General features: G+C 66.1%; 23 protein-coding genes. 15 read left to right on the top strand and 8 right to left on the bottom strand.

Translation table 11 applies throughout. The annotated features are described in order from the left end of the window. The first annotated feature begins 26 nt into the window (after nucleotides 1–26). From PD284_RS06610 to PD284_RS06540, 15 genes are all read left to right on the top strand, one after another. Nucleotides 27–839: a taurine ABC transporter ATP-binding protein gene (locus tag PD284_RS06610; RefSeq protein WP_274627421.1), complete on the top strand. Its 813-nt coding sequence runs from the start codon at nucleotides 27–29 to the stop codon at nucleotides 837–839. Next, a complete protein-coding gene (locus PD284_RS06605; RefSeq protein ID WP_274627420.1) occupies nucleotides 832–1,659 on the top strand; it encodes an ABC transporter permease subunit in 828 nt (275 codons plus the stop codon). Before PD284_RS06610 ends, PD284_RS06605 begins: the two co-directional genes overlap by 8 nt. Nucleotides 1,660–1,797: 138 nt before the next feature. Then, a complete protein-coding gene (locus tag PD284_RS06600; RefSeq protein ID WP_274627419.1) occupies nucleotides 1,798–2,184 on the top strand; it encodes a nuclear transport factor 2 family protein in 387 nt (128 codons plus the stop codon). A gap of 25 nt (nucleotides 2,185–2,209) precedes the next feature. Further along, on the top strand, nucleotides 2,210–3,610 hold the full coding sequence (locus tag PD284_RS06595; protein WP_274627418.1) for an FAD-dependent oxidoreductase: 1,401 nt from the start codon (nucleotides 2,210–2,212) through the stop codon (nucleotides 3,608–3,610). A 43-nt stretch (nucleotides 3,611–3,653) separates the two neighbouring features. Continuing rightward, nucleotides 3,654–5,429, top strand: coding sequence for a sulfoacetaldehyde acetyltransferase (gene xsc, locus PD284_RS06590; RefSeq protein ID WP_274627417.1), 1,776 nt, complete (start codon nucleotides 3,654–3,656; stop codon nucleotides 5,427–5,429). Between the two features lie 68 nt (nucleotides 5,430–5,497). Then, nucleotides 5,498–5,641: a hypothetical protein gene (locus PD284_RS06585; RefSeq protein ID WP_274627416.1), complete on the top strand. Its 144-nt coding sequence runs from the start codon at nucleotides 5,498–5,500 to the stop codon at nucleotides 5,639–5,641. Then, nucleotides 5,641–6,633, top strand: a complete 993-nt coding sequence (gene pta / locus PD284_RS06580; protein ID WP_274627415.1) for a phosphate acetyltransferase — start codon at nucleotides 5,641–5,643, stop codon at nucleotides 6,631–6,633. The genes PD284_RS06585 and pta overlap by 1 nt, the downstream gene beginning before the upstream one ends. A 333-nt stretch (nucleotides 6,634–6,966) precedes the next feature. After that, complete coding sequence (locus tag PD284_RS06575; protein ID WP_274630557.1) at nucleotides 6,967–7,206, top strand: DUF2188 domain-containing protein; 240 nt, start codon at nucleotides 6,967–6,969, stop codon at nucleotides 7,204–7,206. A 200-nt stretch (nucleotides 7,207–7,406) separates the two neighbouring features. Next, nucleotides 7,407–8,906, top strand: a complete 1,500-nt coding sequence (locus tag PD284_RS06570; protein WP_274627414.1) for an FGGY-family carbohydrate kinase — start codon at nucleotides 7,407–7,409, stop codon at nucleotides 8,904–8,906. 52 nt (nucleotides 8,907–8,958) lie between these two features. Further along, nucleotides 8,959–9,705, top strand: coding sequence for a GntR family transcriptional regulator (locus tag PD284_RS06565; protein ID WP_274627413.1), 747 nt, complete (start codon nucleotides 8,959–8,961; stop codon nucleotides 9,703–9,705). Further along, entirely contained in the window at nucleotides 9,702–10,439 is a 738-nt protein-coding gene (locus PD284_RS06560) for an SIS domain-containing protein (protein WP_274627412.1), read from the top strand. Before PD284_RS06565 ends, PD284_RS06560 begins: the two co-directional genes overlap by 4 nt. Nucleotides 10,440–10,482: 43 nt before the next feature. Continuing rightward, nucleotides 10,483–11,766 (top strand): ABC transporter substrate-binding protein, encoded by a 1,284-nt coding sequence (locus PD284_RS06555; RefSeq protein WP_274627411.1) that lies wholly within the window; start codon nucleotides 10,483–10,485, stop codon nucleotides 11,764–11,766. A 177-nt stretch (nucleotides 11,767–11,943) separates the two neighbouring features. Next, the gene (locus PD284_RS06550) at nucleotides 11,944–12,816 is read left to right on the top strand and encodes a carbohydrate ABC transporter permease (protein WP_274627410.1); all 873 of its coding nucleotides are present in this window, start codon (nucleotides 11,944–11,946) and stop codon (nucleotides 12,814–12,816) included. Further along, nucleotides 12,813–13,640, top strand: a complete 828-nt coding sequence (locus tag PD284_RS06545) for a carbohydrate ABC transporter permease (protein ID WP_274627409.1) — start codon at nucleotides 12,813–12,815, stop codon at nucleotides 13,638–13,640. The genes PD284_RS06550 and PD284_RS06545 overlap by 4 nt, the downstream gene beginning before the upstream one ends. A gap of 8 nt (nucleotides 13,641–13,648) precedes the next feature. Then, entirely contained in the window at nucleotides 13,649–14,734 is a 1,086-nt protein-coding gene (locus tag PD284_RS06540) for an ABC transporter ATP-binding protein (protein WP_274627408.1), read from the top strand. 18 nt (nucleotides 14,735–14,752) lie between these two features. Here PD284_RS06540 and PD284_RS06535 read toward each other — a convergent pair whose 3' ends face one another. The 8 genes from PD284_RS06535 to PD284_RS06500 all read right to left on the bottom strand — a co-directional run bounded on the left by PD284_RS06535 (nucleotide 14,753) and on the right by PD284_RS06500 (nucleotide 22,351). Continuing rightward, nucleotides 14,753–15,388, bottom strand: coding sequence for a GNAT family N-acetyltransferase (locus PD284_RS06535; RefSeq protein ID WP_274627407.1), 636 nt, complete (start codon nucleotides 15,386–15,388; stop codon nucleotides 14,753–14,755). Beyond that, complete coding sequence (locus tag PD284_RS06530) at nucleotides 15,385–16,155, bottom strand: SDR family NAD(P)-dependent oxidoreductase (protein WP_274627406.1); 771 nt, start codon at nucleotides 16,153–16,155, stop codon at nucleotides 15,385–15,387. Before PD284_RS06530 ends, PD284_RS06535 begins: the two co-directional genes overlap by 4 nt. 8 nt (nucleotides 16,156–16,163) lie before the next feature. Continuing rightward, nucleotides 16,164–17,159, bottom strand: coding sequence for an ABC transporter permease (locus PD284_RS06525; protein WP_274627405.1), 996 nt, complete (start codon nucleotides 17,157–17,159; stop codon nucleotides 16,164–16,166). 184 nt (nucleotides 17,160–17,343) lie between these two features. Further along, on the bottom strand, nucleotides 17,344–18,384 hold the full coding sequence (locus PD284_RS06520; protein WP_274627404.1) for a sugar ABC transporter substrate-binding protein: 1,041 nt from the start codon (nucleotides 18,382–18,384) through the stop codon (nucleotides 17,344–17,346). Nucleotides 18,385–18,423: 39 nt separating this feature from the next. Continuing rightward, nucleotides 18,424–19,188, bottom strand: a complete 765-nt coding sequence (locus tag PD284_RS06515) for an ATP-binding cassette domain-containing protein (RefSeq protein WP_274627403.1) — start codon at nucleotides 19,186–19,188, stop codon at nucleotides 18,424–18,426. Further along, the gene (locus PD284_RS06510; RefSeq protein WP_274627402.1) at nucleotides 19,185–20,354 is read right to left on the bottom strand and encodes an ROK family transcriptional regulator; all 1,170 of its coding nucleotides are present in this window, start codon (nucleotides 20,352–20,354) and stop codon (nucleotides 19,185–19,187) included. The genes PD284_RS06515 and PD284_RS06510 overlap by 4 nt, the downstream gene beginning before the upstream one ends. A gap of 189 nt (nucleotides 20,355–20,543) precedes the next feature. Further along, nucleotides 20,544–21,401 carry an ABC transporter permease gene (locus tag PD284_RS06505; RefSeq protein WP_274627401.1) on the bottom strand — a complete coding sequence of 286 codons (858 nt, stop codon included), beginning with the start codon at nucleotides 21,399–21,401 and terminating at the stop codon, nucleotides 20,544–20,546. Between the two features lie 5 nt (nucleotides 21,402–21,406). After that, on the bottom strand, nucleotides 21,407–22,351 hold the full coding sequence (locus PD284_RS06500) for an ABC transporter permease (RefSeq protein WP_274627400.1): 945 nt from the start codon (nucleotides 22,349–22,351) through the stop codon (nucleotides 21,407–21,409). Between the last annotated feature and the right edge of the window lie 58 nt (nucleotides 22,352–22,409).

Here is a 22,409-nt window from a genome sequence, read left to right as displayed (position 1 = left end):
GCGAAATATCCGAAAGGCGCGGCGCGATGGAAACCCTCAACGTCAGCAATGTCAGCCTAACCTACCCAGGCCTTTACACGGACCAGGCGGTCATTGCGCTCAAGGGCGTGAACCTCGAGATCAATAGCGGCGATTTCGTCGTCGCGCTCGGCGCCTCCGGCTGCGGCAAGACCACGCTGCTGAACTTGATGGCCGGCTTCATGTCCCCGACCGCGGGCGACATCACACTCGGCGGACGTCAGGTCGTCGGCCCCGGCGCTGATCGCGGCGTGGTGTTCCAGAAACACGCATTGCTGCCCTGGCTCAACGTCATCGACAACACCGAATTCGGGCTGAAGCTGCGCGGCGTAGACAAGGCGGAGCGGCGCGAACTCGCCACCAAGAACCTGGCGCTGGTCGGTCTGCAGGATTTTCACCGCCACATGATCTATCACCTGTCGGGCGGCATGCAGCAGCGCGTCGGCATCGCTCGTGCACTGACCTGCGACCCGGCGATGCTGTTGATGGACGAGCCGATGGCGGCGCTCGACGCGCTGACCCGCGAGACCATCCAGGAGCTCCTGCTCAAGGTCTGGCAGCTCACCAACAAGATGTTCTTCTTCATCACCCACAGTGTCGAGGAAGCCCTGTTTCTGGGCTCCCGGCTGATCGTCATGTCGCCGCGTCCGGGCCGCATCACCCACACCTACGAACTCGACTTCAACCGGCGCTTCCTCGAGGAGGGCAATGCCCGTGCAATCAAGTCCAGCCGCGATTTCATCGACATGCGCGAACAGATCCTCGGCATCATCTATGGCGACGAGCGGCAGTCCGGAAGCCCGAAATTCCTCCATGCTTGAGCGCCTGTCGAGGGCCAGGCCCGTGCGCCCGGGCAAGATCTACGGAGCGCCCGGCGACGGGATGAGCGGTCATATCAGCCTGGTCACCGCGCTCGTGCTGTTCGGACTGTGGCTGCTGATCACCGAAATGGGCTGGGTCAAGCCGTTGTTCCTGCCCTCGCCACTCGCCGTGTGGGACAAGTTCGTCGCCGCCATGACCGAGGGCGTCTCCAACTCCACCTTGACCCAGCACACGCTGTCCAGCCTTGGCCGCGTGCTCGGCGCCTTCGCGCTGGCGCTGATAACGGCAGTCCCGGTCGGCATCCTGATGGGCGTCAACCGTACGGTGCGGGGACTGTTCGACCCGATCATCGAGTTCTACCGACCGCTGCCACCGCTCGCCTATCTGCCCCTGATCATCATCTGGCTCGGCATCGGCGAATTCCCGAAGGTGTTCCTGATCTATCTGGCGATCTTCGCCCCGATGGCGATTGCCGCACGCGCCGGTGTCCGGTCGGTCTCGATCGAGCAAATCCACGCCGCCTATGCCATGGGCGCGACCCGCATGCAGGTCATCACCCAGGTCATTCTCAAGGCGGCGCTTCCCGAGATCTTCACCGGCATGCGCATCGGCATCGGCGTCGGCTGGACCACGCTGGTCGCCGCCGAAATGGTGGCCGCACACCGGGGTCTCGGCTTCATGGTGCTGAACGCCGCCGAATACCTCGCCAGCGACACCGTCATCATGGGCATCATCGTCATCGGCATCTTCGCCTTCGCCTTCGACCTGCTGCTCCGTTACCTGGAGAAGATCCTGATCCCGTGGAAGGGCAAGATCTGATGACGGCGCCCGGCCACCCGGCAACAGCGCCGCCCGACTAGGGCGGCCCCGCAACCCACCTGACGACTGTTCAATCGGCCGGCCTGCCCGGCAACGGCGGAGCCATGCCTGCCGCCCGGAAAATACGAGGACCACACCATGGCGCTAATCGCCGACGACCTTGCCCGACTGTTCGACGCCTTCAACAGGCACGACATCGACGGCGTGATGAGCTTCTTCGCCGACACTTGCGTCTTCAACGCGGTCGGCGGCCCGGAGGCCTACGGTGTCCGCTTCGAAAGCGCAGAGGCGATCGCCAACGCCTTCAGCGGCGTCTGGAAGGCGATGCCCGATGCTCACTGGGCACATCACAGCCACTTCGTGCACGGCGACCGCGCGGTGTCGGAATGGACGTTCACTGGCACCAACGCCGACGGCACCCGCGTCGAGGCGGAGGGCTGCGATCTGTTCACGCTCAGTGACGGCAAGATCGTGCGCAAGCAGGCCTTCCGCAAGAACCGGCCGCTGATCGCGGCCGGCGCCTGAGCGCATTCAGGGGGGACCCACGAAAATGGAACAGCAGCTTGTCAGGCCCAAGGCACAGCGCAGGCCGTTCGATCCAGCCTATGACCCGGTGCATGCACCCCACCCCGGCGACGGGAAGGATTATGCCCCGACCTACTGGATCGCCACCGCCGGCGCCGAGCCCGAGGATGATGGTCCCGTCCTGCACGACATCGATGTCGACGTCGCAATCGTCGGCTCGGGCTACACGGGCCTTTCCTGCGCAATCCACCTTGCCCGGGAACACGGCATCAAGGCGACCGTGCTGGAAGCCAACGGGGTCGCCTGGGGCTGTTCGACCCGTAACGGCGGCCAGGCGCAGATCTCGGCCGGGCGGCTCAAGCGTTCGCAATGGATCGAGCGCTGGGGGGTCGACGTCGCCAGGAAGCTGCACAGCGAGATTTCGGAAGCGTTCGACTTGTTCCGCGGCCTGATCCGCGAGCCGGAGATCGATTGCGATCCGCAGGACGGCGGCCATCTCTACATCGTCCACCGCGAAAAGGTGCTACCGGCGCTGGAGAAGGAAACTCGCCTGCTCAACGAGGTGTTCGGCTATCGCGCCCGCATGGTCGGTCGCGACGAGGTGCACAACGACTTCGTCCGTGACGCCGAGGCCAAGGGCGCGATGTACGAGCCCGACGGCATGGGCATCCACGCCGCCAAGCTCGCATTCGGGTACCTCCGGCTCGCCCGTAAGCTGGGGGCGAAAGTGCACACCTCGAGCCCGGTTCTGGATAGCGAGCTCAAGGGCGGCGTCCACCACCTGCGCACGCCAGGCGGCATCGTGAGAGCTCGGACGGTCTGTATCGCCACGGCTGGATACACCTCGCCCGGCCTGCACGAACTGACGCGCCACCGGCTGATGCCGATCCTGTCCAATTCGATTGTCACGCGCCCGCTCACCCCCGGTGAGCGCCAGGAGCTGAACTTCAAGACGCTGATCCCGCTCACCGACACGCGCACGCTGCGCCACTACTACCGCATGCTGCCCGACGGCCGCGTTCAGATCGGCAGTCGTAGCGCCATCACCGGCCGCGACGCCGTCAATCCGAAGCATCTCGACCTGTTGCTCGCCGGACTGCACCGGAAATTTCCCGTTCTGCGCGGCATCGAGGTCGATTATTCCTGGTGGGGCTGGGTGGATGTCAGCCACGACATGATGCCGCGCATATTCCAGCCCGATCCGAAGCAGAGGCTGTTCTACGCCATGGGCTACGGCGGCAACGGCGTCATGTATTCGGCACAGGCGGGCCGTCGCATGGCCCAGATGGTGGCCGGCAAGGGCGGCGCCCTCGACCTGCCGATCTTCACCTCCCCTCTGCCCAGCCATGGCCTGCTGACGCCATTCAGGCGCCTCGGCCAGTGGGGAATGTACCGCTGGTATTACCTCAAGGATGAGATCCTCTAAGCCTCCCAAGGCCGGACCGTCCGTATCGAAAGGAACCAAGAAAATGAAGATGACGACCGAAGAAGCATTCGTCAAAGTCCTGCAGATGCACGGCATCGAGCACGCCTTCGGCATTATCGGCTCGGCCATGATGCCGGTGTCGGACCTGTTCCCGAAGGCCGGCATCAAGTTCTGGGACTGCGCCCATGAGACCAATGCCGGCATGATGGCCGATGGCTTCAGCCGCGCCACCGGCGCCATGTCGATGGCCATCGGCCAGAACGGCCCCGGCGTGACCGGCTTCATCACCGCCATGAAGACGGCCTACTGGAACCACACGCCATTGCTGATGGTCACGCCGCAGGCGGCCAACAAGACCATTGGCCAGGGCGGGTTCCAGGAAGTCGACCAGATGGCGATGTTCGAGGAGATGGTCTGCTACCAGGAAGAGGTGCGTGACCCCTCGCGGATTCCCGAGGTGCTGAACCGCGTCATCGAAAAAGCCTGGCGCGGCTGCGCACCCGCGCAGATCAACGTCCCGCGCGACTTCTGGACCCAAGTCATCGACGTGGACCTGCCCTCAATCGTACGCTTCGAGCGCCCGGCCGGCGGGCCCCAGGCCATCAGCGAGGCCGCACGCCTTTTGTCGGAAGCCAAATTTCCGGTGATCCTCAACGGCGCCGGCGTCGTCATCGGCAATGCCATCCAGGAATCCATGGCGCTGGCCGAGCGGCTCGATGCGCCGGTCTGCTGCGGCTACCAGCACAACGACGCCTTCCCCGGAAGCCACCGCCTGGCCGTCGGTCCGCTCGGCTACAACGGCTCGAAGGCGGCGATGGAGCTGATCGCCAAGGCCGATGTCGTTCTGGCGCTCGGCACGCGCCTCAATCCGTTCTCGACCCTGCCGGGCTACGGCATCGACTACTGGCCGAAGAGCGCCGCGATCATCCAGGTCGACATCAATGCCGACCGCATCGGCTTGACCAAGAAGGTCTCAGTCGGCATCTGCGGGGATGCGAAGCAGGTGGCCCGCCAGATCCTGGAGCAACTGACCCCGTCGGCCGGCAACGATGGCCGCGAGCAGCGCAAGGCGGCAATCCACCAGACCCGCTCGGCCTGGCTGCAGCAGCTGTCGTCGATGGACCATGAGGACGACGATCCGGGCACCGAGTGGAACGCCACCGCCCGCCTGCGCGAGGCCGACCGCATGTCGCCGCGCCAGGCCTGGCGGGCGATCCAGGCCGCGCTGCCCAAGGAAGCGATCATCTCCACCGACATCGGCAACAACTGCGCCATCGGCAATGCCTATCCGAGTTTCGAACAGGGCCGGAAATATCTGGCGCCGGGCATGTTCGGCCCCTGCGGCTATGGCTTCCCGTCGATCGTCGGCGCCAAGATCGGCTGCCCCGACGTGCCGGTAGTGGGCTTCGCCGGCGACGGCGCCTTCGGCATCTCGATGAACGAGATGGGCGCCATCGGCCGCGAGGGCTGGCCGGCGATCACCATGGTGATCTTCCGAAACTACCAGTGGGGCGCGGAGAAGCGGAACACGACGCTCTGGTACGCCAACAACTTCGTCGGAACCGAGCTCAACCCCAACCTCAGCTACGCCAAGGTGGCCGAGGGCTGCGGCCTGAAGGGCGTCGTCGTCGACACCACGGCCAAGCTGACCGAGGCGCTGGCCAAGGCCATCGACGACCAGGCCAAGGGCATCACCACCTTCGTTGAAGTCATCCTCAACCAGGAACTGGGCGAGCCCTTCCGCCGCGACGCCATGAAGAAGCCGGTGCCTGTGGCAGGCATTGATCGCGCCGACATGCGGCCGCAGCAGCGCGCCTGACCTCGAACCCACGCCTGCCCGGTCCGCCGGGCGGGCGGACCAAAGCATGGTGATCCGGGACTGAACTGATGAACATCGCCGCGCCCCAACGCTTCAACACCGAGGAACGCCGCGTGCTCGACGTCGGCGGCGGGGTCGCCCTCATCGTCACCGAGACGAGCTTCATCGGCTTCCTCGTCCTCGCCGGCATCTACTATCTGGGGCACGCCTGATGAAACCGCTCGAGCGCATTCTGCTTGCCGCCAAGACCTCGCCGCGCCGCATCGTGCTGCCCGAGGGCGAGGACCCCCGTGTCGTCGAGGCAGCCCTGCGCACCGTGCGCGAGGGCGTTGCAGAGATCATACTCGTCGGACGCCACGAGATCATCGAGCAGAGGCTCGCGTCTGCCGGGTCGTCCGGCATACCCATCGCCATCGAGGACCCCGTCAACTCGCCGCTGACGCCACGCCTGGCCATGGCCTATCACGAGCTGCGCAGGACAAAGGGCGTCGATGAGATTGCGGCTGCCGAGGCGGTGCGCTCTCCGCTCATGTTCGCCGCGATGATGGTGCGCGAGGGCGAAGCCGACGGCACAGTCGGCGGCGCGGTCGCCACCACGGCCGACACGGTGCGTGCGGCGTTGCAGTGCATCGGCCGCGCCCCGGGCGTCGGGCTGGTGTCGAGCTTCTTCCTGATGATGCTGTGCCAGCCGCACCACGTGAAGAAGGGCGCCTTCGTCTTTGCCGACTGCGGTCTGGTGGTCGATCCCGACGCCGCCGGCCTCGCCGACATCGCCCGCATGTCTGCCCGTTCCTACGAAGCGCTGGCCGGCGGCGCGGCGAAGGTGGCGATGCTGTCGTTCTCGACTAATGGCAGCGCCGCTCATGAGCGCGTCTCGAAGGTGGCCGAGGCAACCCGCATGGTGCGTAGCGCGGACCCTGATCTGGTCATCGACGGCGAGTTGCAGTTCGACACCGCCTTCGTCGAGGCGGTAAGCGCCGCCAAGGCCCCCAACTCGGCGCTGCATGGCGAGGCCAACGTCTTCGTCTTTCCCAATCTCGACGCCGCCAACATCGGCTATAAGATCGCCCAGCGGATCGGCGGGGCGGAGGCCATCGGACCTATCCTGCAAGGCCTTGCCAAGCCGGCCAACGATCTCTCCCGCGGCTGCACCGCCGATGACATCTTCCATATGATTGCGGTTACGGTGGTCCAGGCGAACTGAACCGCCAGGTCGCGCCAAGTCCGCGACGTTGACTATCAGAGGCTCGCTTTGACGGGGTGTCTCAGATGGTCGCGGAATGCTATCCTTGTCGATCCGTCCCTTGATCGAACAACGATGGTGACTGGAGAATCCGGCGGCTGTGTCGGCAACGACAAGACGGACAAGACGATCGCAGACTTCCCGCATCGGAATCGCCGCAAGAACGGCACGTTTTTGGAGCGGCTGGCGCGCCGACCGAATGGCGGGGTGATCGCGCTCGGCGCTAGCCGGCATGTGGACCTTGCGGAACGCTACCGGCGTTTCGGCGTTTCCACGACAATGCAGGAGGTGAGCATGGCTGAAGTCACCTACGAGATCGTCGAGCACGACGGCGGATGGGCCTACAAGGTCGGCGACGTCTTTTCCGAGACGTTCGGCACGCACGACGCAGCACGCCGTGCCGCGGAGGCAGCCGCTGCCGAGCAGCAGCTCGGCGGAGCTACCGAGCAGATCGAGTTTCAGACGGAGGACGGCTCCTGGCACGAGGAGGTCGCGCCCGGCGGCGACCGTCCCGCCACGGACGTGAAGGGCTGATCGGGGCCGCGGCCACCTGCGCTCCGCCATTGCACTGGGCTTGCGCTCCTCCGGTCTGCTGATCTTGCATCGATGTCGCTGATTGGGCAGAAGTGCCCTCTCTGTTGCCCGCCTCCTGCGGCTGCCTTCCACCGTTCGCGTGAAAATCGCATGGGATCGGACCGGGCACTCCGTCGGTGGCCTTCTCCTGACGGATCCGCATGCAACGCTATCTCCTCGGCATCGATGCCGGCTCGACGCTGACCAAGGCCGCGCTCTTCGACTTCAACGGAACCGAAACCGCTCGCGCTGCCGAGCGGGTAGAACTGAGCCGACCGCGCACAGGCTGGTGCGAGGTCGATCCGGACGGCGCATGGCACGCGGCGAGGTCCGCCATCCGCGGTGTCATGGCCGAGGCCCGCGTGCGCCCGGACCAGATCGCGGCGATCGGCATATCCGCGGCGATGGTCGGCGCATGGCTGGTCGATGCCGAGGGCAATGCGCTTCGCCCCGGCATCAACTGGGAGGACAGCCGCACGCAGGAGATGCTGGACGAGCGGCTGGCTGCCGACCCGGACTTCTACAGCCGCATCTTCCGCGCCGACGGCTGCGTCATGCAGCAGGGTTGCACGCTGCCCGTCGCCGCCTGGCTGCGGGAGAACGAACCTGACATCTTCGGCGCTGCCGCGCACATCTTCAGCTACAAGGACTTTTTGCGCATGAAGCTGACCGGCATCGCGTCAGCGGACCGGACCGAGGCGGCCGTCGCGCCCGGTGACGCGCGCCGTCGCGACCGCAGCGCCGAGATGCTGAAGCTGTTCGGGCTGGCGGCCGTCGCCGGCAAGCTGCCGCCGGCCGAGGATTCCGAGGCCCTTGCAGGCCATCTGACCGCCGCCGCAGCGGCCGAACTCGGCCTCGCGGAAGGCACGTCAGTCGCCATCGGCGCCGGCGACGTGCCGTCGACCATCGTCGGCGCCAGCGCCCTTCAGGCCGGAACCGCCCTCATCGTGCTCGGCACCACCTGCATCGCCGGCGTCGTCTCCGACGAACCGGTCTTCACGCCGCCCGACCTCGGCCTGCTGTTCACGCTGCCCGCCGAAGCCTGGTTCCGCTCCATGGTGAACGTCGCAGGCACCCTCAATCTCGACTGGGCGATCGACACCATCCTCGGCGAGACGACGCGCGACAGGGCGCTGTTCCAGCGGCTCGACGCCATGATCTCGGACGTCCCGGTCGGCTCCGACGGCGTAGTCTTCCTGCCCTATCTCTCCGACAGCGGCATTATTGCGCCGGTCTTCGACCAGCAGGCGCGTGCCGGCTTTTTCGGGCTGACGCCGCGCCACGGCCGCGCCCACATGATGCGCGCCGTCTATGAGGGTGTCGTGCTCGCCGTGCGCGACCTGATGCAGCATCTGCCGGCGGTCGACGGCGACATCCTGCTGACTGGCGGCGGCGCCAACAGCCTGATCTGGACGCAGATGCTGGCCGACGCGCTCGGCAAGCCTATCGCCGTGCCCGCCGGCTCCGAGTTCGGAGCGCGCGGCGCCGCGCTTCTCGCCGGCACCGCCGTCGGTCTCTTCCCGTCGATCCGGCAGGCGTCTGTCTCCACGCGCCGCATCGCGCGGCGTCAGGAGCCGCAGCCAGACGCCATGGCCGACTGGGACCGCGCCTTCGCGGCCTACGCCGCGCGGCGAGAGATGCTTCTCCGTAAATCCGTTTGACGCCTTTTGCCGGCGTGGTACATACCACTGGGGACAGCGGAATATACCGCCAATGGCAATTGATCTCGTTCTGGAAGACGCGCCACTCTATCAGCGCATAGCGCGTCTGCTGGAGGACAGGATCGATTCCGGCGCGCTGGCGAGCGGCGATCGGCTTCCCTCCGAGCGTCAGATAGCCGACGAGACCGGCGCCAGCCGCATGACGGCGCGACAGGCCCTCAAATCGCTCGAGAAGCGCGGCCTCGTCGAAACCCGCGTGGGACGCGGCGTTTTCGTCGCACATCCGATGATCGAAAAGGAATCGCGCACCCTCCACGGCTTTACCGAGGAGATGGAGCGCGGCGGCCGAAAAGTGTCGAGCGTCGTGCTCGACGCCGGTATCGGCGCGGCCGATCAGGAAGTTGCCCGCGCCCTCGACATTCCCGAGCACACGCTGGTCCACCGGCTGGTGCGCGTCCGCCTCGTCGACGCCGAGCCGCTGGCGGTAGAGCGCACCGAGATACCCGTCGCGCTGGCCCCGGGGCTGCTGGAGAAGACCGACTTCTCCAAGGATTCGCTCTACCGCGTGCTGCGCGAGCACTACGGCTTCATGCCGGCCGAGGCCGAGGAGACGGTGCGCGCCGATCTCGCCGATGCCGCCGCGATCTCGGCGCTCGGCCTTTCCGCCGTGACGCCCGTGCTAAAATTCACCCGCCGGACGTTCGACGCCGCCGGCCGTCCGCTCGAATATGTCCGCTCGGTCTACCGCGCCGACTGCTTCTCGATGCGGGTCAGGCTCACCCTTGCGAGACCATCATGACAGACGCATCCACCGCCAAGGCTTATCTCCACGGACTGGCCGCCCGCATTGACGTACTTTTCGCGGCCAATGCCGCTTCGCTCACCAAGGCAGCCGACGCCGTGGAGGCGACGGCCAAGAAGGACGGGCTGGTCTACATATTCGGCACCGGCCACAGCCACGTTTTGGCCGAGGAGGCGCACTACCGTGCCGGCGGCCTTGCGCTCACCGTGCCCATCCTCGCCTCGGCGACGATGCTGCACGAGGGCGCGATAGCCAGCACCGCCTTCGAGCGCATGACCGGCATCGTGCGGCCGATCTTCGACCGCTATCCGATCGGCGCCAACGATGTTCTGCTCGTCGTCTCCAACAGCGGCGTAAATCCCGCGCCGGTCGAGGCGGCCCAGATCGGCAAGGAGCGCGGCGCGACTGTGATCGCCATCACGTCCGAAACCTATTCGAGGGAGGCCGCCAGGGGCCGTACGCGTCTCGCCGATGTCGCCGACATCGTGCTCGACAACGGCGCGCCGTCGGGCGACGCGACGATTCCCGTCACCGGCAGCGAGCTCAAGGTGGGTCCGGTTTCGACCTCGATCGGCGCGGCGCTGATGAACGCCGTGCTGGCCGAAGTCGCATCCCGCCTGCAGGCGTCGGGTGAGGACGCCCCGATTTATCTCAGCGCCAACATGCCCGGCGCTGCCGAGAACAACGAGCGGCTGGTGGCGCGCTACCGGCCCCGCAACGTGCATCTTTGAGGAACTCCGCGAACTGGATCCGCGGACAACAGGGAGAACAATGATGAAAGCCAGACTCTTCACCGCCGCCGGCTTCGCCGCGCTGCTGCTCGCCGGGACCGCCTATGCGGAGCCGGTCAGCCTGACGCTGTGGCACATGGAACAGCCGCCGCATCGCGTTCAGCGCATGCAGGAACTGCTGGACGAGTTCAACAAGGCGCATCCGGACGTCCAGGTAAAGCAGGAGCCGCAGAGCTGGGGCGAGGTCTACGCCAAGGCGCCGGCCGCGTTTGCAGCGGGCACCGGTCCGGACATGCTGTTCGCCATTCCCGACTTCACCACGGTCATCAAGGGCATCGACGCGGTGGTTCCGGTGGACGACCTCGTCAAGGACATGGAGGCCAAGCACGGTTTCGTCCCGTCCACCATCGCGCCCTACCAGTATGACGACCACACCTGGGCAGTGCCGGCCTACAACATGGCGATCTCCATGTGGTACCGCAACAGCGCGCTGAAGGCCGCCGGCATCGAGGTGCCGAAGACCTGGTCGGAGTGGAAGGCTGCGGCCGAGAAGCTCTCGACCGACGGCAAGTACGGCGTCGGCCTGCCCGCCAACAAGCAGCTCTACACCGACCAGACCGTCTACTCGCTGATGGTCAACGGTGGGGCCGCGGACATCTACAACGAGGACGGCACGATCTCCTTCGACAAGCCGGAGACGGTGGCCGCCTATCAGGCCTATGGCGATCTGCAGAAGCTCTCCCCGCCCGACTCCACGAGCTGGACCTGGGGCGAGGCCGAAGCCTGCTTCGCCAGCGCCTCCTGCGGCACGATCCTGCAGTTCAGCGTCATCAACACCTATGAGACGCAAGCCGAAGCGGATGCTGCCGATCTCGGCGTCGCGGCGGTGCCGCATGCCGACGGGCAGTCGGAATCGGCCACGATCTCCTACTCCAACGCCATCATGCTGACCACCAAGGACGAAGCCAAGCAGGCTGGCGCCAAGGTGTTCCTCGCCTGGCTGCTGGAGCCCGCCAACTACGGCCGCTTCCTGACCATGGAGCCGGGTCTGTTCCTGCCGGTCACCAATGATGGCGCGAAGGCCGAGTCCTTCTGGGCCGATCCGATCGTGACCAAGTACAAGTCGCAGGTCGAGACGATGATCGCCAACTCCCAGAACGGCAAGCTGTTCGGCTTCACCACCGGCAAGGTGTTCCCGTCGATCGGCGCCATCTCCGGCCAGAACGTGATCGCCGAGACTCTGCAGAAGATGGTGGTCGACGGTCAGAGCGCGGCCGACGCCGTGAAAGCCGGCCAGGCGAAGATGAGCGAGATCGCGGGGAAGTAATCGCCCTATCGAGCTTAGTCTGTTGCTTCGCCCCCTCCACCGCCTGCGGCGGTCCCCCTGCCCCGTAAACGGGGGAGGATCCGGGTCGTGCCGGCGATGTCGTCGCGGATCCTCCCCTGCGAAGCGGGGGAGGGGGACCATGCGGAGCATGGTGGAGGGGGCGCAATTCGTCCAACCATGACCAACCCGCGCCTTGCCTTTCTCTTCATTGCCCCGGCCCTGCTGTTCCTGTTGGCAGTGCTCGGATGGCCGCTGGTCCAGGCGGTCATCCTGAGCTTCCAGAATGTCGGCGTGATCGGATCCGCCGGAACCTTCGTCGGCTTCGACAACTATGCGGCCGTGCTCGGCGGCAGCGGCTTCTGGCGGGCGTTCGGGCGTAGCGTGGTCTGGGTCGTCGCCAACGCCGTCGTGCAGACCGCGGTCGCGCTCGGCGTGGCGCTCATCCTCAACCAGAAATTCCCGGGCGTGCGCATCGCCCGCACCTGGATCATCCTGACCTGGATCGTGCCGACCGTCGTCGTCGTCATCATCTGGCGATGGCTGCTGTCGACGTCGGGCGGCATGGTCAATCCGCTGCTCATTCAGTTCGGCATCATCGATCGCCCCGTCGGCTTCTTCGCGACGCGTGAGGGGGCGATGACCACGCTGGTCATGATCAATTCCTGGCGCTGGTTCCCGTTCGTGGCGCTGATGATGCTGGCCGGCCTCACCCGCATTCCCGGCGACCTCTACGAAGCCGCTCGGATCGACGGCGCGAGCGCCTGGAAGCGCTTTACACGCATTACCTGGCCGCTGCTGCAACCGACGCTGATCGTGCTCGGCGTCGTCGGGACGCTGCTTTCCTTCAACGTCTTCGACGTGATCTGGCTGCTCACCGCCGGCGGGCCGTCTCAGGCGACACAGACGCTGCCCGTGCTGATCTACGAGACCGCGTTCAAGGGCTACCGCCTCAGCGAAGCGGCGACCATCTCGGTGTTGACCAGCCTGCTCCTGATGGGTTTTGCGCTGGTGGCGACGCGCGCGATGACCGCGAGCGAGGAGGCACGATGAAACGTACCCTGCCGCAATCGCTCGCTCTCTTCTCGGGCCTCGGGCTGATCGTCCTGCTCATCGGCCTGCCCTTCTGGTGGGTGATGACCGGCTCGATCAAGCTGCCCAAGGAGATCATCAGCCGCGACCCGACGATGTTTCCGCGCAGCTTCACCCTGCAGCACTTCGACAAGCTGTTCCAGTCGACGGACTTTCCCGCCTACCTGCTGAACAGCCTTGGCGTCGCCCTGTTCTCGACCGCTTTCACCGTCGCGCTCGCGCTGCCGGCTGCCTACGCCTTCTTCCGCATGGAGTTTCCTGGGCGCGCCGCGCTCTACCGGCTGATCCTGCTCACCTATGCCTTCCCGACCGTCGTCGTGCTCATCCCGATCTACGGCCTGTTCGCCAAATTCGGGCTGATCGACACGCGCACCAGCCTGGTGATCGTGAACATCGCCTTCGCCCTGCCCTTCTCTATCTGGATGATGCGCTCGTTCCTGGCTTCGGTGCCGCGCGAGATCGAGGAGGCGGCGATCGTCGACGGCGCGCCCGCCCGCGTCATCCTGCTGCGCATCATGGCGCCGCTGATCGCGCCGGGCATCGCCAGCGTGGCGATCTTCACCTTCATCGCCTCGTGGACCGAATACCTGTTCGCCTCGGTGCTGATCGTGTCGGACGCCAGGCGCACGATTCCCGTCGGCTTCGCCGGCATCATCGGACAATATCAGATCGACTGGGGACTGCTGCTGGCCGGCGCGACCATCGCCACCATCCCCGTCGTCATCCTCTTCGCATTCGTGGGCCGCTGGTTCGTCGCCGGCCTGACCGAAGGCGCGGTCAAATAGGAGAACGGATGGCCGGACTTTCACTGCACGGCGTCAAGAAGCGCTTCGGCCAGACCGAGGTCATCACCGGCGTGGACCTCTCCGTCGCCGACGGCGAGTTCGTCGTCTTCGTCGGCCCGTCCGGATGCGGAAAGTCGACGCTGCTGCGCATGATCGCCGGGCTGGAGACTACCAGCGACGGTCGCATCGAAATCGGCGGCAAGGATGTTACCGGGCTCGATCCCGCCAAGCGCGGCATCGCCATGGTCTTCCAGACATACGCGCTCTACCCGCACATGACGGTCGCCGCGAACATGGGCTTTCCGCTGGAAATGTCGGGCCTCGCGCAGGCCGAGATCGACGCCAAGGTGGCCGAGGCGGCGAAGGTCCTGCATCTCGAGCCCTACCTCCGGCGCAAGCCGCGCGAGCTGTCCGGCGGTCAGCGGCAGCGTGTCGCCATCGGCCGGGCCATCGTTCGCAAGCCGGGCGTGTTCCTGTTCGACGAGCCGCTTTCCAATCTCGACGCGGAACTGCGCGTGCAGATGCGCATCGAGATCGCGCGCCTGCACCAGCAGCTGAAGTCGACGATGATCTACGTCACCCACGACCAAGTCGAGGCGATGACGCTGGCGAGCCGCATCGTCGTGCTGCGCGCCGGCCGGATCGAACAGGTCGGCGCACCGCTCGAGCTCTATCAGAACCCGGATAACGCCTTCGTCGCCGGCTTCATCGGCTCCCCGCGCATGAATTTTTTCGCCGCGACCGTCGTGGACGCCGGCGAGCAAGGCGTCGGGGTCGCGGCGCCGGCGATCGGGCTGGCCCGGCTCACGGCGACCCCGCGCGGTGCAGCGCCGAAGCCCGGCGCGACCATCACGGTCGGCATCCGCCCCGAGCATTTCCTGCCGGCAGGCGCTGCGGCCGCGACGCTCGAGGGGCGGCTGACGATGGTCGAGCGCCTCGGCGGCGTCACCTACGGGCACGCCGCCCTGGCGGACGACTCGATGATCACCGTCGAAAGCCGCGGCGATGCGGAATTCGTGGACGGTGCGGAGACACGCTTCGGCATCGATCCGCAGAAGGTCTATCTGTTCGACAGCGAAGGACGGCGGATTTAGGAGGCCACCGCGCTCCACTCACCTCAACGACTTCATCATGAACGTGGATGTCTCGGGTAGCCTCTCATCTCTCAAGGCTTCGAACCCCAGTTCTCGATAGAATTTCTGCGCCTTCTCGTTGCGCGGATTGACGTCTAGATACATTCCGGTCGAGCCCGCCTGCCTGAGCCGCTGCTCCAGGAACGCCATGCACTTTCTGCCGATACCCTTGCCCTGTGCTTCTGGCAGCAGGTCGATGTGGCCGTGCGACGGGTAGGCGGCGAGCGCGGCCGGCACCGTAAGGTCGGGATGATGGATCCAGCGCCGCGCCCAATCGCTGCCGGTCCATTTCGAGGCATCCGGCCCGGGATCCGCAACGCGCTTCTGCAGCTTCGGATACCACTCCGCCGCGAGCCTCGCATTAAAGCTCTGCGTGTCCGGCGCGCCGAGCAGATAGCCCGCGACCCCCTGCGGGCCATCGATCGCATGGGCGAAGTCGGGCTCGAACACCTGATAGGGAACGGCATAGATCATTCCCATCAGATCCGGGACGTCTTCCCGGCCGGTCGCATCCCTGCCGGCATCTCCCGTCCTCAGGCAGATCCGGCAGAACGCCGCATGATCCTGCACGCTCGCCCGGCGCAGGAAGAACCCGTCGCCGAGGTCGAGAATCATGGCGGCAGGATGCGGAAGTCGGCGCCCTCGGGCAGCAACTGCCCGCCGTCGACGACGATGGTCGTGCCGGTGATGTAGTCCGCGTCACCCGACGCCAGGAACAGGAAGGCGCTGGCCACGTCGCGCGGAGTGCCCAACCGGCCGAGCGGGATCGCGTCCTCCATGCTCTTGATGAACTCCGGTCCGCGATGCAGGCGGATGGCTTCGGTCATGATGTTGCCGGGCTCGACGCCGTTGACGGTGATGCCGTAGCCCGAAAACTCCAGCGCCGCCGAGCGGATAAAACCGTTGATGCCCGACTTGCTGGCCGAGTAGTGGCCGTGGCCGGGGCTGGTGACATGCGGCCCGGTGATGGACGAGGTGAACAGCATGCGACCGGACCGCTGCGCCTTCATGGGTGTCAGCGCCGCCCGCGCCGAGTTGAACGTGCCGCGCAGGTTGACCGCCATCACGCGGTCCCAGTCGTCGGGGCTGGTATCCTCGATCAGTTGCCAGGGGTAGATGCCTGCGTTCTGGACCAGCACATCAAGCCGCCCATGGCGCTCGACAGCCAGCGCGACGGCCGCCTCGGCATCCGCCATCTTGGAGATGTCGGTCTCCAGGAAGACGGCATCCAGCTCCTGGGCCGTCGCCTCCCCGGCCTCCGCCTCCGTATCGGCCAGCACCAGCCGGGCGCCCTCTTCGGCGAAGCGCTCGGCGATGCCCCTGCCAATGCCGCGCGCGGCCCCGATGACGAGCGCGACCTTGCCGTCCAGTCTTCCAGTCATCCCTGCTCCTATGCGAGTCTTTGCCGGATCGTCTGCTTCAGCGTGTCGAGCAGCACGGCCGCCAGCACCAGCAGGCCGTGGATGACCTGCGTGAAATTGGCCGGAAGCCCCATGAGATTGATCGCCGTATTGATCGACGACAAGAGGAGCACGCCGGCATAGACGCCCGGCAGCGAGCCGACGCCGCCCTTCAGGCTGACGCCGCCGATCACCACCGCGGCGAAGGCGTTGAACAGCAGGCCGACGCCGAGATTGGCGGTCGCGCCCGAGGTGCGGATCGTCAGCAACCAGCCGGCCAGCCCGGCGATGGCGCCGGCCATGACGAAGGCGAGGATCAGGTTGCGCGTCACGCGGATGCCGGCGCGATAGGTCGCCTGCTCGTTGCCGCCGATCATCTTCAGGTGCCGGCCGAAGGGGGTTTTTGCCATGATCAGCGAGAACACGACGAAGCACGAGATCGCGATCCAGGCCGTCAGCGGCAGGCCGAGCACGCGCTGGATGCCGAACCAGCGGATCGCCGGCGCGAGATCCTGCGCCGAGCGGCCGCCCGATACCGCGACCACCAGTCCCCGCACCCAGATGTAGGACGCCAGCGTAATGATGAACGCGCTCATCTTCAGCTTGACGACGAGCACGCCGTTCAGCGTCCCGATGAGCCCCCCGACGCTGATCGCGATGAGCAGCGACACCGGCACCATCAGCCATTCCGGGTAGAGCTGCACGCCCAATCCGATGCCGGCCGAGCAGAACAGGATGCCGACCGTCATCGCAGCGAGGGCGGCGACGGATTCGACCGACAGATCCATGTGGCCGGTGATGATGACCAGCGCCAGGCCGATGGACATCACGCCCAACACGCTCGATGCCTCGATGATGTTGGCGAAGATGCCGAGCTGGAAATAGTTCGGGACGAAGATCGAGAAGATCGCCAGCACGAAAAGCAGCATGAACCAGACGAGATTGTCCAGCACGAACTCGAGGATACGGCGGGTGCGAAGGTTCATGAACAAGCCGGATAAAAGCGACCAGGATACGAATTTCCGCGCCTTGCGCCCCCTCCACCGCCTTCGGCGGTCCTCCTCCCCCGTAAACGGGGAAGGATCGAACGGCGCCGCCGGATCCTCCCCTGCAAAGCGGGGGAGGGGGACCACGCGAAGTGTGGTGGAGGGGGCGTGAGCGGCAACTGCCTCACTCCACCGCCTTCACGGTATCCGCGGGCGGCTTCATGTTGCCCCAGAAGGCCGGGTTATCGACGTTGCTCTTGTCGATGGCAGCGCCTGGGATCTTGATGTTCGGGCCCCAGGCCTCGATGGTCACCACCGAAGGCAGGCCGAGCACGTCGTAGTTGCCGGCCTTGATCTCCTGCTTGTTGACCACCTTGTCCATGAACATGGCGACCGCCGCCGCCTGCGCGTAGAGCGGCTGCTCCACCTCGACGTTCAGCCAGCCCTTGCGGATCAGGTCGAGGCCGACCGGTGCGCCGTTCGAGCTCATCATCATGATGTCGCCGGGCTTCTTGCCGGCGGCTTCGAGCGAGGCGACGCCGGCGACCGAGAGATGCGCGGCGTGGCTGAAGATCAGGTCGATGTCGGGATTGGCGATGAGCTGGTCGTTCACGATGGTGCCAGCCGCATCCGCAGCCCACAGCATCGCCGGATGCGAGATGATGGTAACTTCGGGGTATTCCTTCATCTTTTCCTCGAAGCCCTTCTGGATGTCGAGGGTGTAGGGGTCGCCGGGATCTCCCAGCACCTGCAGGATCTTGCCCTTCACCGATCCGTTCTTCGCGGTCAGCAGCTTCTCGGCCTGCTCAGCCGCCACATGACCGATCTCGACCGTGCCGGCAACAGAGGTAAAGTCCGAGGGTGTCGAGGTGATCTGCCTGTCGAACTCGACCACCGGGATGCCGGCCGCGCGCGCCGCCTCGATGGACGGCTTCAGCGCGTTGAAATCGACAGCGGCGAGCACCACCGCCGACGGCTTCAAGGCAATGACGTCGTTCATCTGGCTCTGCTGCTGGTCCGTCTTGTTGTCGGCGTTGAGCGACTTCATGTCGTAGCCGACCTGCTTCAGGAACATTTCCAGCGCGCTCACCGAGCCGGTCTGGAACTCGTCGAGCAGGGTCGGCACGAGGTAGTAGACGGTTCCCTTCGACTGGGCGAAGGCCGGCGTCAGCATCGCAGCGGCGACTGCCACCACGCCCAACGCAGAAAGAAGTAGTCGTTTCATTTCGTTCGCTCCTCTTGCCGGACCCCTTTTATGCGCCCCTCAGCCTGCCGGTCCGGCGCCGGCGGGTGTTTCCCCGGTGATCATCCTGACCACCGCATCGGGGCTGGTTTGACTGCACGGGACATCGCCCGCGACCACGCCATGCCGGATCACGACGATCCGGTCGGCGACCTGGAATGCCTGCTGCATGATGTGGGTGATGATGACGACGCCGATACCCTGGGCCGCCACCTGGCGGATCATGTCGAGGCCGCGCCGCGTCTGCTCGACGCCGAGTGCGGCGAACGGCTCGTCGAGCAGCACCAGCTTGCCGCCCCAGTGGACGAAGCGGTTGAGTTCGATCGCCTGCCGCTGGCCTCCGGACAGGTGCTCGACATTCGTTCTGAGCGAGGGAATGCGTGTACCTGCATTGGCGAGCGCATTGCCTGCCACCTCCTCCATCGCACGCTCGTCCAGCACCGGGATGCCGAGCACCTTGCGGGTGATCTCGCGGCCCATGAAGAAGTTGGCGACGACGTCGACATTCGTGCAGAGCGACAGATCTTGATAGACCGTCTCGATGCCGGCCGCCTTCGCCTCGGCGGGAGATTTGGCCAGGAACTCCTGGCCTCCGAACAGCATGCGCCCGGACGTTGGCTCCAGCCCGCCGGAAATGATCTTGACCAGCGTCGACTTGCCCGCCCCGTTGTCGCCGAGCAGCGCCACCACCTCTCCCTTGCCGATCGAGAAGCTGATGCCTTTCAGCGCCTCGATGGCGCCGAAATTCTTGCGGATGTCATCGAGGACGAGCAACGGCTCGGTCATGCAGCAATCCCCTTGGCTGCAGGCGCTTCGCGCCCGTTTGCGCGCTCGGCCGCGAACATCTGGCCGAAGCGCGGCGACAGCACGCCAGATACCGCGAGCGCGGCGGCGCCGAGCAGCACGGTCTGCGTGCCGCCACGCGCCACGATCACCCGCGGCGTCTTGCGGTCCCGCCGCGCGGAGACAGAATTCGGGAGGTCTTGCGCGGCAGCATCCGCCAGTTGCTCCAACAGTCCGGTCGGCGCCAGCCCGCCCAGGATGACTGTCTGCGGGTCGAACAGATTCTCGATCGTGGCGACGGCGTTGCGGAAGATCGGCGCCACCGCCTCCACCCATTCGGCGCTGCCGCCTTCCCAGCGGCCAAGCGCCTCCAGCGAGACGTAGCGTTCCAGGCAGCCGCGATTGCCGCACGGGCAGGACTCGCCGCCCGGCACGACCGGGATGTGCCCGATCTCGCCGGCATTGCCCCAGGCCCCGCGCATGACGACGCCTTCGTGCACCATCGCGCCGCCGAGCCCGACGCCGAAATAGAGATAGTAGTATTCCGCGAACTCGGTTCCGAGCCCGTACAGCTGTTCGCCGAGCGCGGCCGCCGCCATGTCCGTCTCGAGGAAGGCGGGCAGTCCGGTCGCCTCCGCCAGCCGCTCCTTCAGCGCCACGTCCTTCCATCCGGCCATCGTCGTCGGGCCGACGAAGCTCATCGACTCGACGTCGAAGGGACCGGGCAGCGCCATGCCGACGCCAAGAATGCGCCCGCCCGCCTTGCGTCGGGTCAGCTCCGGCGTCATGGCGGCGATGAGGGCGAAGGCCTCGTCCGGCGTTGCATTCGGCGCTTCACGATAGGCGCTCTCCACCACCTCGCCGCTGAGATTGATGAGCGCCGTGTTGATGCCAAGCGGCGTCACATGGATGCCGACGGCGTATCCGCCCTCCGGATTGATCCTGAGCGTTGCCGGCGGCAGGCCGCGCCCCTTGGGCTCGTCGCGCAGCGACAGGATGAAACCCTGGTCCTCGAGTTCACGAACGATGGTGGAGACTGTCTGAACGGTAAGGCCGACGCGCTCGGCGATGTCGCCACGCGTGGTCGGCCCATGGAGGCGGATCGATTCCAGGACGATGCGCCGGTTGTACGGCCGCCCGAACTCCTGGTTTGTCCCCCGCAGCGCCATAGCAGCCCCGCCCCTCTCCTAAGGGAAGGTTCTCACCGCGCCTCGATTAAGTCAAATGGAATTCAAAAATGACACGGTTGGATGGGAGCGCGCCAAGCGAACTGGAACCGCAACCGCTCCGGTGGGCCGCGTTCGGGCCAACAGCTCTCGTGGTTCCGGCAATACTCCGATTCCGAACGCCGCCTTGGTCTACCGCCTCGACTGATCGAAATAGTCGCCGAGCGCGTCACCCAGAAGGTTGAGCCCCAGGATGAAGCCGGAGACCGCGAGGCCGACAATGACGGCCAGAAAGGGCTGGATCGCGAGGTAACTGTGGGCCTCGCGCAGCATCGAGCCGAAGGATGGCGCCGGCGGCTGCACGCCAAGACCAAGAAAGCTCAATGAGGCCTCCCACAGGATGGCCTGCGCGCCGTCGAAGCTGGCGATGACGATCAGCGGGCCGACCATGTTCGGAAGCACCTCGCTCCAGAGTATCCGCCACTCGCTGGCGCCCAGCCCGCGCGCGGCCTCGATGAACTCGCGGTCGCGCAGCTGGATCGCCACGCTGCGCGACACGCGCGCGAAATCCGGGATCGCCGCCAGCCCGACGGCCACCATCGCGTTGGTGAGCGAGGGGTTCAGCAGGGCGACGATGACGATGGCGACCAGGATCGTCGGAAATCCCTGCAGGATTTCGGTGACGCGCGACACGACCAGGTCGACAAGGCCGCCACGCCCGCCGGCAATCAGTCCAAGCGCCGTCCCGATCACGCCGCCGATGAGCACGACGATCAAGAAGGCCTGCGCCGCCACGCGCGATGCCCCGAGCAGGCGACTGAGCACATCGCGGCCGAGCGGATCGGTTCCCAGCCAATGCGCTGAACTCGGGCCCTGCAACGCCATCGCCAGATTGGTGTCCGTCATCGAATGCGGCGCAACGAGCGGTCCGACCAGCGCCGCCACGACAAACAGGCTCACGAGCGCCAGCGCGAATGGCGAGCGGCGAGCAAGGAAGCCAAGCACGTTCCTGCGCGCTGCACGCCTGGAAGGCTGGGAACCGACAGACATCAGGCTCATCGTGTCCTCACCCTCGGGTCGATGAAGGCATAGGCCAGGTCGATCAGCAGATTGACCAGGACGTAGCCGCAGGCGGCGACCAGCACGACGCCCTGGATGACGGGGTAGTCGCGGTTGAGCACAGCGTTCATGCCAAGCCGGCCGATGCCGGGGATAGAGAAGATGACCTCGACGACGATGGCGCCCGAGATGAGCACGCCGAGCTGGAGGCCGATGTAGGTGATCGTGGTGATCAGCGTGTTGGGCGCGACGTGCCTCAGCAGGATAGCCAAGGGCCGCACGCCCTTGGCGCGCGCGGTGTCGACATATCCCTCGCCGAGAACCTCGATGGCGGTCACGCGGACGAAGCGCACCAGCGAGGGCACGAGATAGATCGCCAGCGTGATCACGGGCAGGACCATGGAATGCAGGTTGCCGGTCACGCTGCGCGATAGCGGCACGTAGCCGGCCGACGGCAGGAGTTTTAGCCAGACGGAGAAGGTGATGATGAGCAGCAGTCCGACCCAGAAGCCGGGTACTGAAATGCCGAGCGTGACCAGCGCCGAGGTCGGCCGGCTCCACCAGCGGCTGCGGTTCTGCGCCAGGACTAGACCCAGCGGCAACGCGACCGCGACGGCGAGGACGAGGCTGGCGAGCGCCAGCTCGAGCGTCGGCGGCAGCGCCGCCAGCAACAGATCGTTGACCGGCTTGAAGCTCAGGTTCGACGTGCCGAGGTTGCCCTGCAGTGTTTCCTTCAGCCACAGCAGGTAGCGCATGGGCAGCGGCTGATCGAGCCCCATCTGCCGAGTGACCGCCTCCACGCGCTCGGGCGTCGCCATATTGCCCAGCAACACCGAGGCGGGGTTGCCGGGCGCGAGTGCAGTCGCGAAAAAGGCGAGAGCGCTGACGCAGAACAGCGTCACCAGCCCGCCCACGACACGACCGAAGAGGAATGCTCCCATCCGTTACGCCCCAGTTGCCGGCGGCGGCGCGGACGCCGCCGCCTTGCGCTGCAGTTCC

Origin of the sequence: Mesorhizobium shangrilense, assembly GCF_028826155.1 — a bacterium.
In the GTDB taxonomy this organism is placed as follows: Bacteria; Pseudomonadota; Alphaproteobacteria; order Rhizobiales; family Rhizobiaceae; genus Arvimicrobium; species Arvimicrobium flavum.
The sequence above is the reverse complement of the archived record's forward strand: the minus strand, read 5'-3'. Positions and strand labels throughout refer to the sequence as shown.

Excerpts from the sequence above, each read along its gene's own strand:
- PD284_RS06610 (WP_274627421.1), top strand. The coding sequence starts at position 27 with ATGGAAACCCTCAACGTCAGCAATGTCAGCCTAACCTACCCAGGCCTT.
- PD284_RS06605 (WP_274627420.1), top strand. The coding sequence starts at position 832 with ATGCTTGAGCGCCTGTCGAGGGCCAGGCCCGTGCGCCCGGGCAAGATC.
- PD284_RS06600 (WP_274627419.1), top strand. The coding sequence starts at position 1,798 with ATGGCGCTAATCGCCGACGACCTTGCCCGACTGTTCGACGCCTTCAAC.
- PD284_RS06595 (WP_274627418.1), top strand. The coding sequence starts at position 2,210 with ATGGAACAGCAGCTTGTCAGGCCCAAGGCACAGCGCAGGCCGTTCGAT.
- xsc (WP_274627417.1), top strand. The coding sequence starts at position 3,654 with ATGAAGATGACGACCGAAGAAGCATTCGTCAAAGTCCTGCAGATGCAC.
- PD284_RS06585 (WP_274627416.1), top strand. The coding sequence starts at position 5,498 with ATGAACATCGCCGCGCCCCAACGCTTCAACACCGAGGAACGCCGCGTG.
- pta (WP_274627415.1), top strand. The coding sequence starts at position 5,641 with ATGAAACCGCTCGAGCGCATTCTGCTTGCCGCCAAGACCTCGCCGCGC.
- PD284_RS06575 (WP_274630557.1), top strand. The coding sequence starts at position 6,967 with ATGGCTGAAGTCACCTACGAGATCGTCGAGCACGACGGCGGATGGGCC.
- PD284_RS06570 (WP_274627414.1), top strand. The coding sequence starts at position 7,407 with ATGCAACGCTATCTCCTCGGCATCGATGCCGGCTCGACGCTGACCAAG.
- PD284_RS06565 (WP_274627413.1), top strand. The coding sequence starts at position 8,959 with ATGGCAATTGATCTCGTTCTGGAAGACGCGCCACTCTATCAGCGCATA.
- PD284_RS06560 (WP_274627412.1), top strand. The coding sequence starts at position 9,702 with ATGACAGACGCATCCACCGCCAAGGCTTATCTCCACGGACTGGCCGCC.
- PD284_RS06555 (WP_274627411.1), top strand. The coding sequence starts at position 10,483 with ATGAAAGCCAGACTCTTCACCGCCGCCGGCTTCGCCGCGCTGCTGCTC.
- PD284_RS06550 (WP_274627410.1), top strand. The coding sequence starts at position 11,944 with ATGACCAACCCGCGCCTTGCCTTTCTCTTCATTGCCCCGGCCCTGCTG.
- PD284_RS06545 (WP_274627409.1), top strand. The coding sequence starts at position 12,813 with ATGAAACGTACCCTGCCGCAATCGCTCGCTCTCTTCTCGGGCCTCGGG.
- PD284_RS06540 (WP_274627408.1), top strand. The coding sequence starts at position 13,649 with ATGGCCGGACTTTCACTGCACGGCGTCAAGAAGCGCTTCGGCCAGACC.
- PD284_RS06535 (WP_274627407.1), bottom strand. The coding sequence starts at position 15,388 with ATGATTCTCGACCTCGGCGACGGGTTCTTCCTGCGCCGGGCGAGCGTG.
- PD284_RS06530 (WP_274627406.1), bottom strand. The coding sequence starts at position 16,155 with ATGACTGGAAGACTGGACGGCAAGGTCGCGCTCGTCATCGGGGCCGCG.
- PD284_RS06525 (WP_274627405.1), bottom strand. The coding sequence starts at position 17,159 with ATGAACCTTCGCACCCGCCGTATCCTCGAGTTCGTGCTGGACAATCTC.
- PD284_RS06520 (WP_274627404.1), bottom strand. The coding sequence starts at position 18,384 with ATGAAACGACTACTTCTTTCTGCGTTGGGCGTGGTGGCAGTCGCCGCT.
- PD284_RS06515 (WP_274627403.1), bottom strand. The coding sequence starts at position 19,188 with ATGACCGAGCCGTTGCTCGTCCTCGATGACATCCGCAAGAATTTCGGC.
- PD284_RS06510 (WP_274627402.1), bottom strand. The coding sequence starts at position 20,354 with ATGGCGCTGCGGGGGACAAACCAGGAGTTCGGGCGGCCGTACAACCGG.
- PD284_RS06505 (WP_274627401.1), bottom strand. The coding sequence starts at position 21,401 with ATGTCTGTCGGTTCCCAGCCTTCCAGGCGTGCAGCGCGCAGGAACGTG.
- PD284_RS06500 (WP_274627400.1), bottom strand. The coding sequence starts at position 22,351 with ATGGGAGCATTCCTCTTCGGTCGTGTCGTGGGCGGGCTGGTGACGCTG.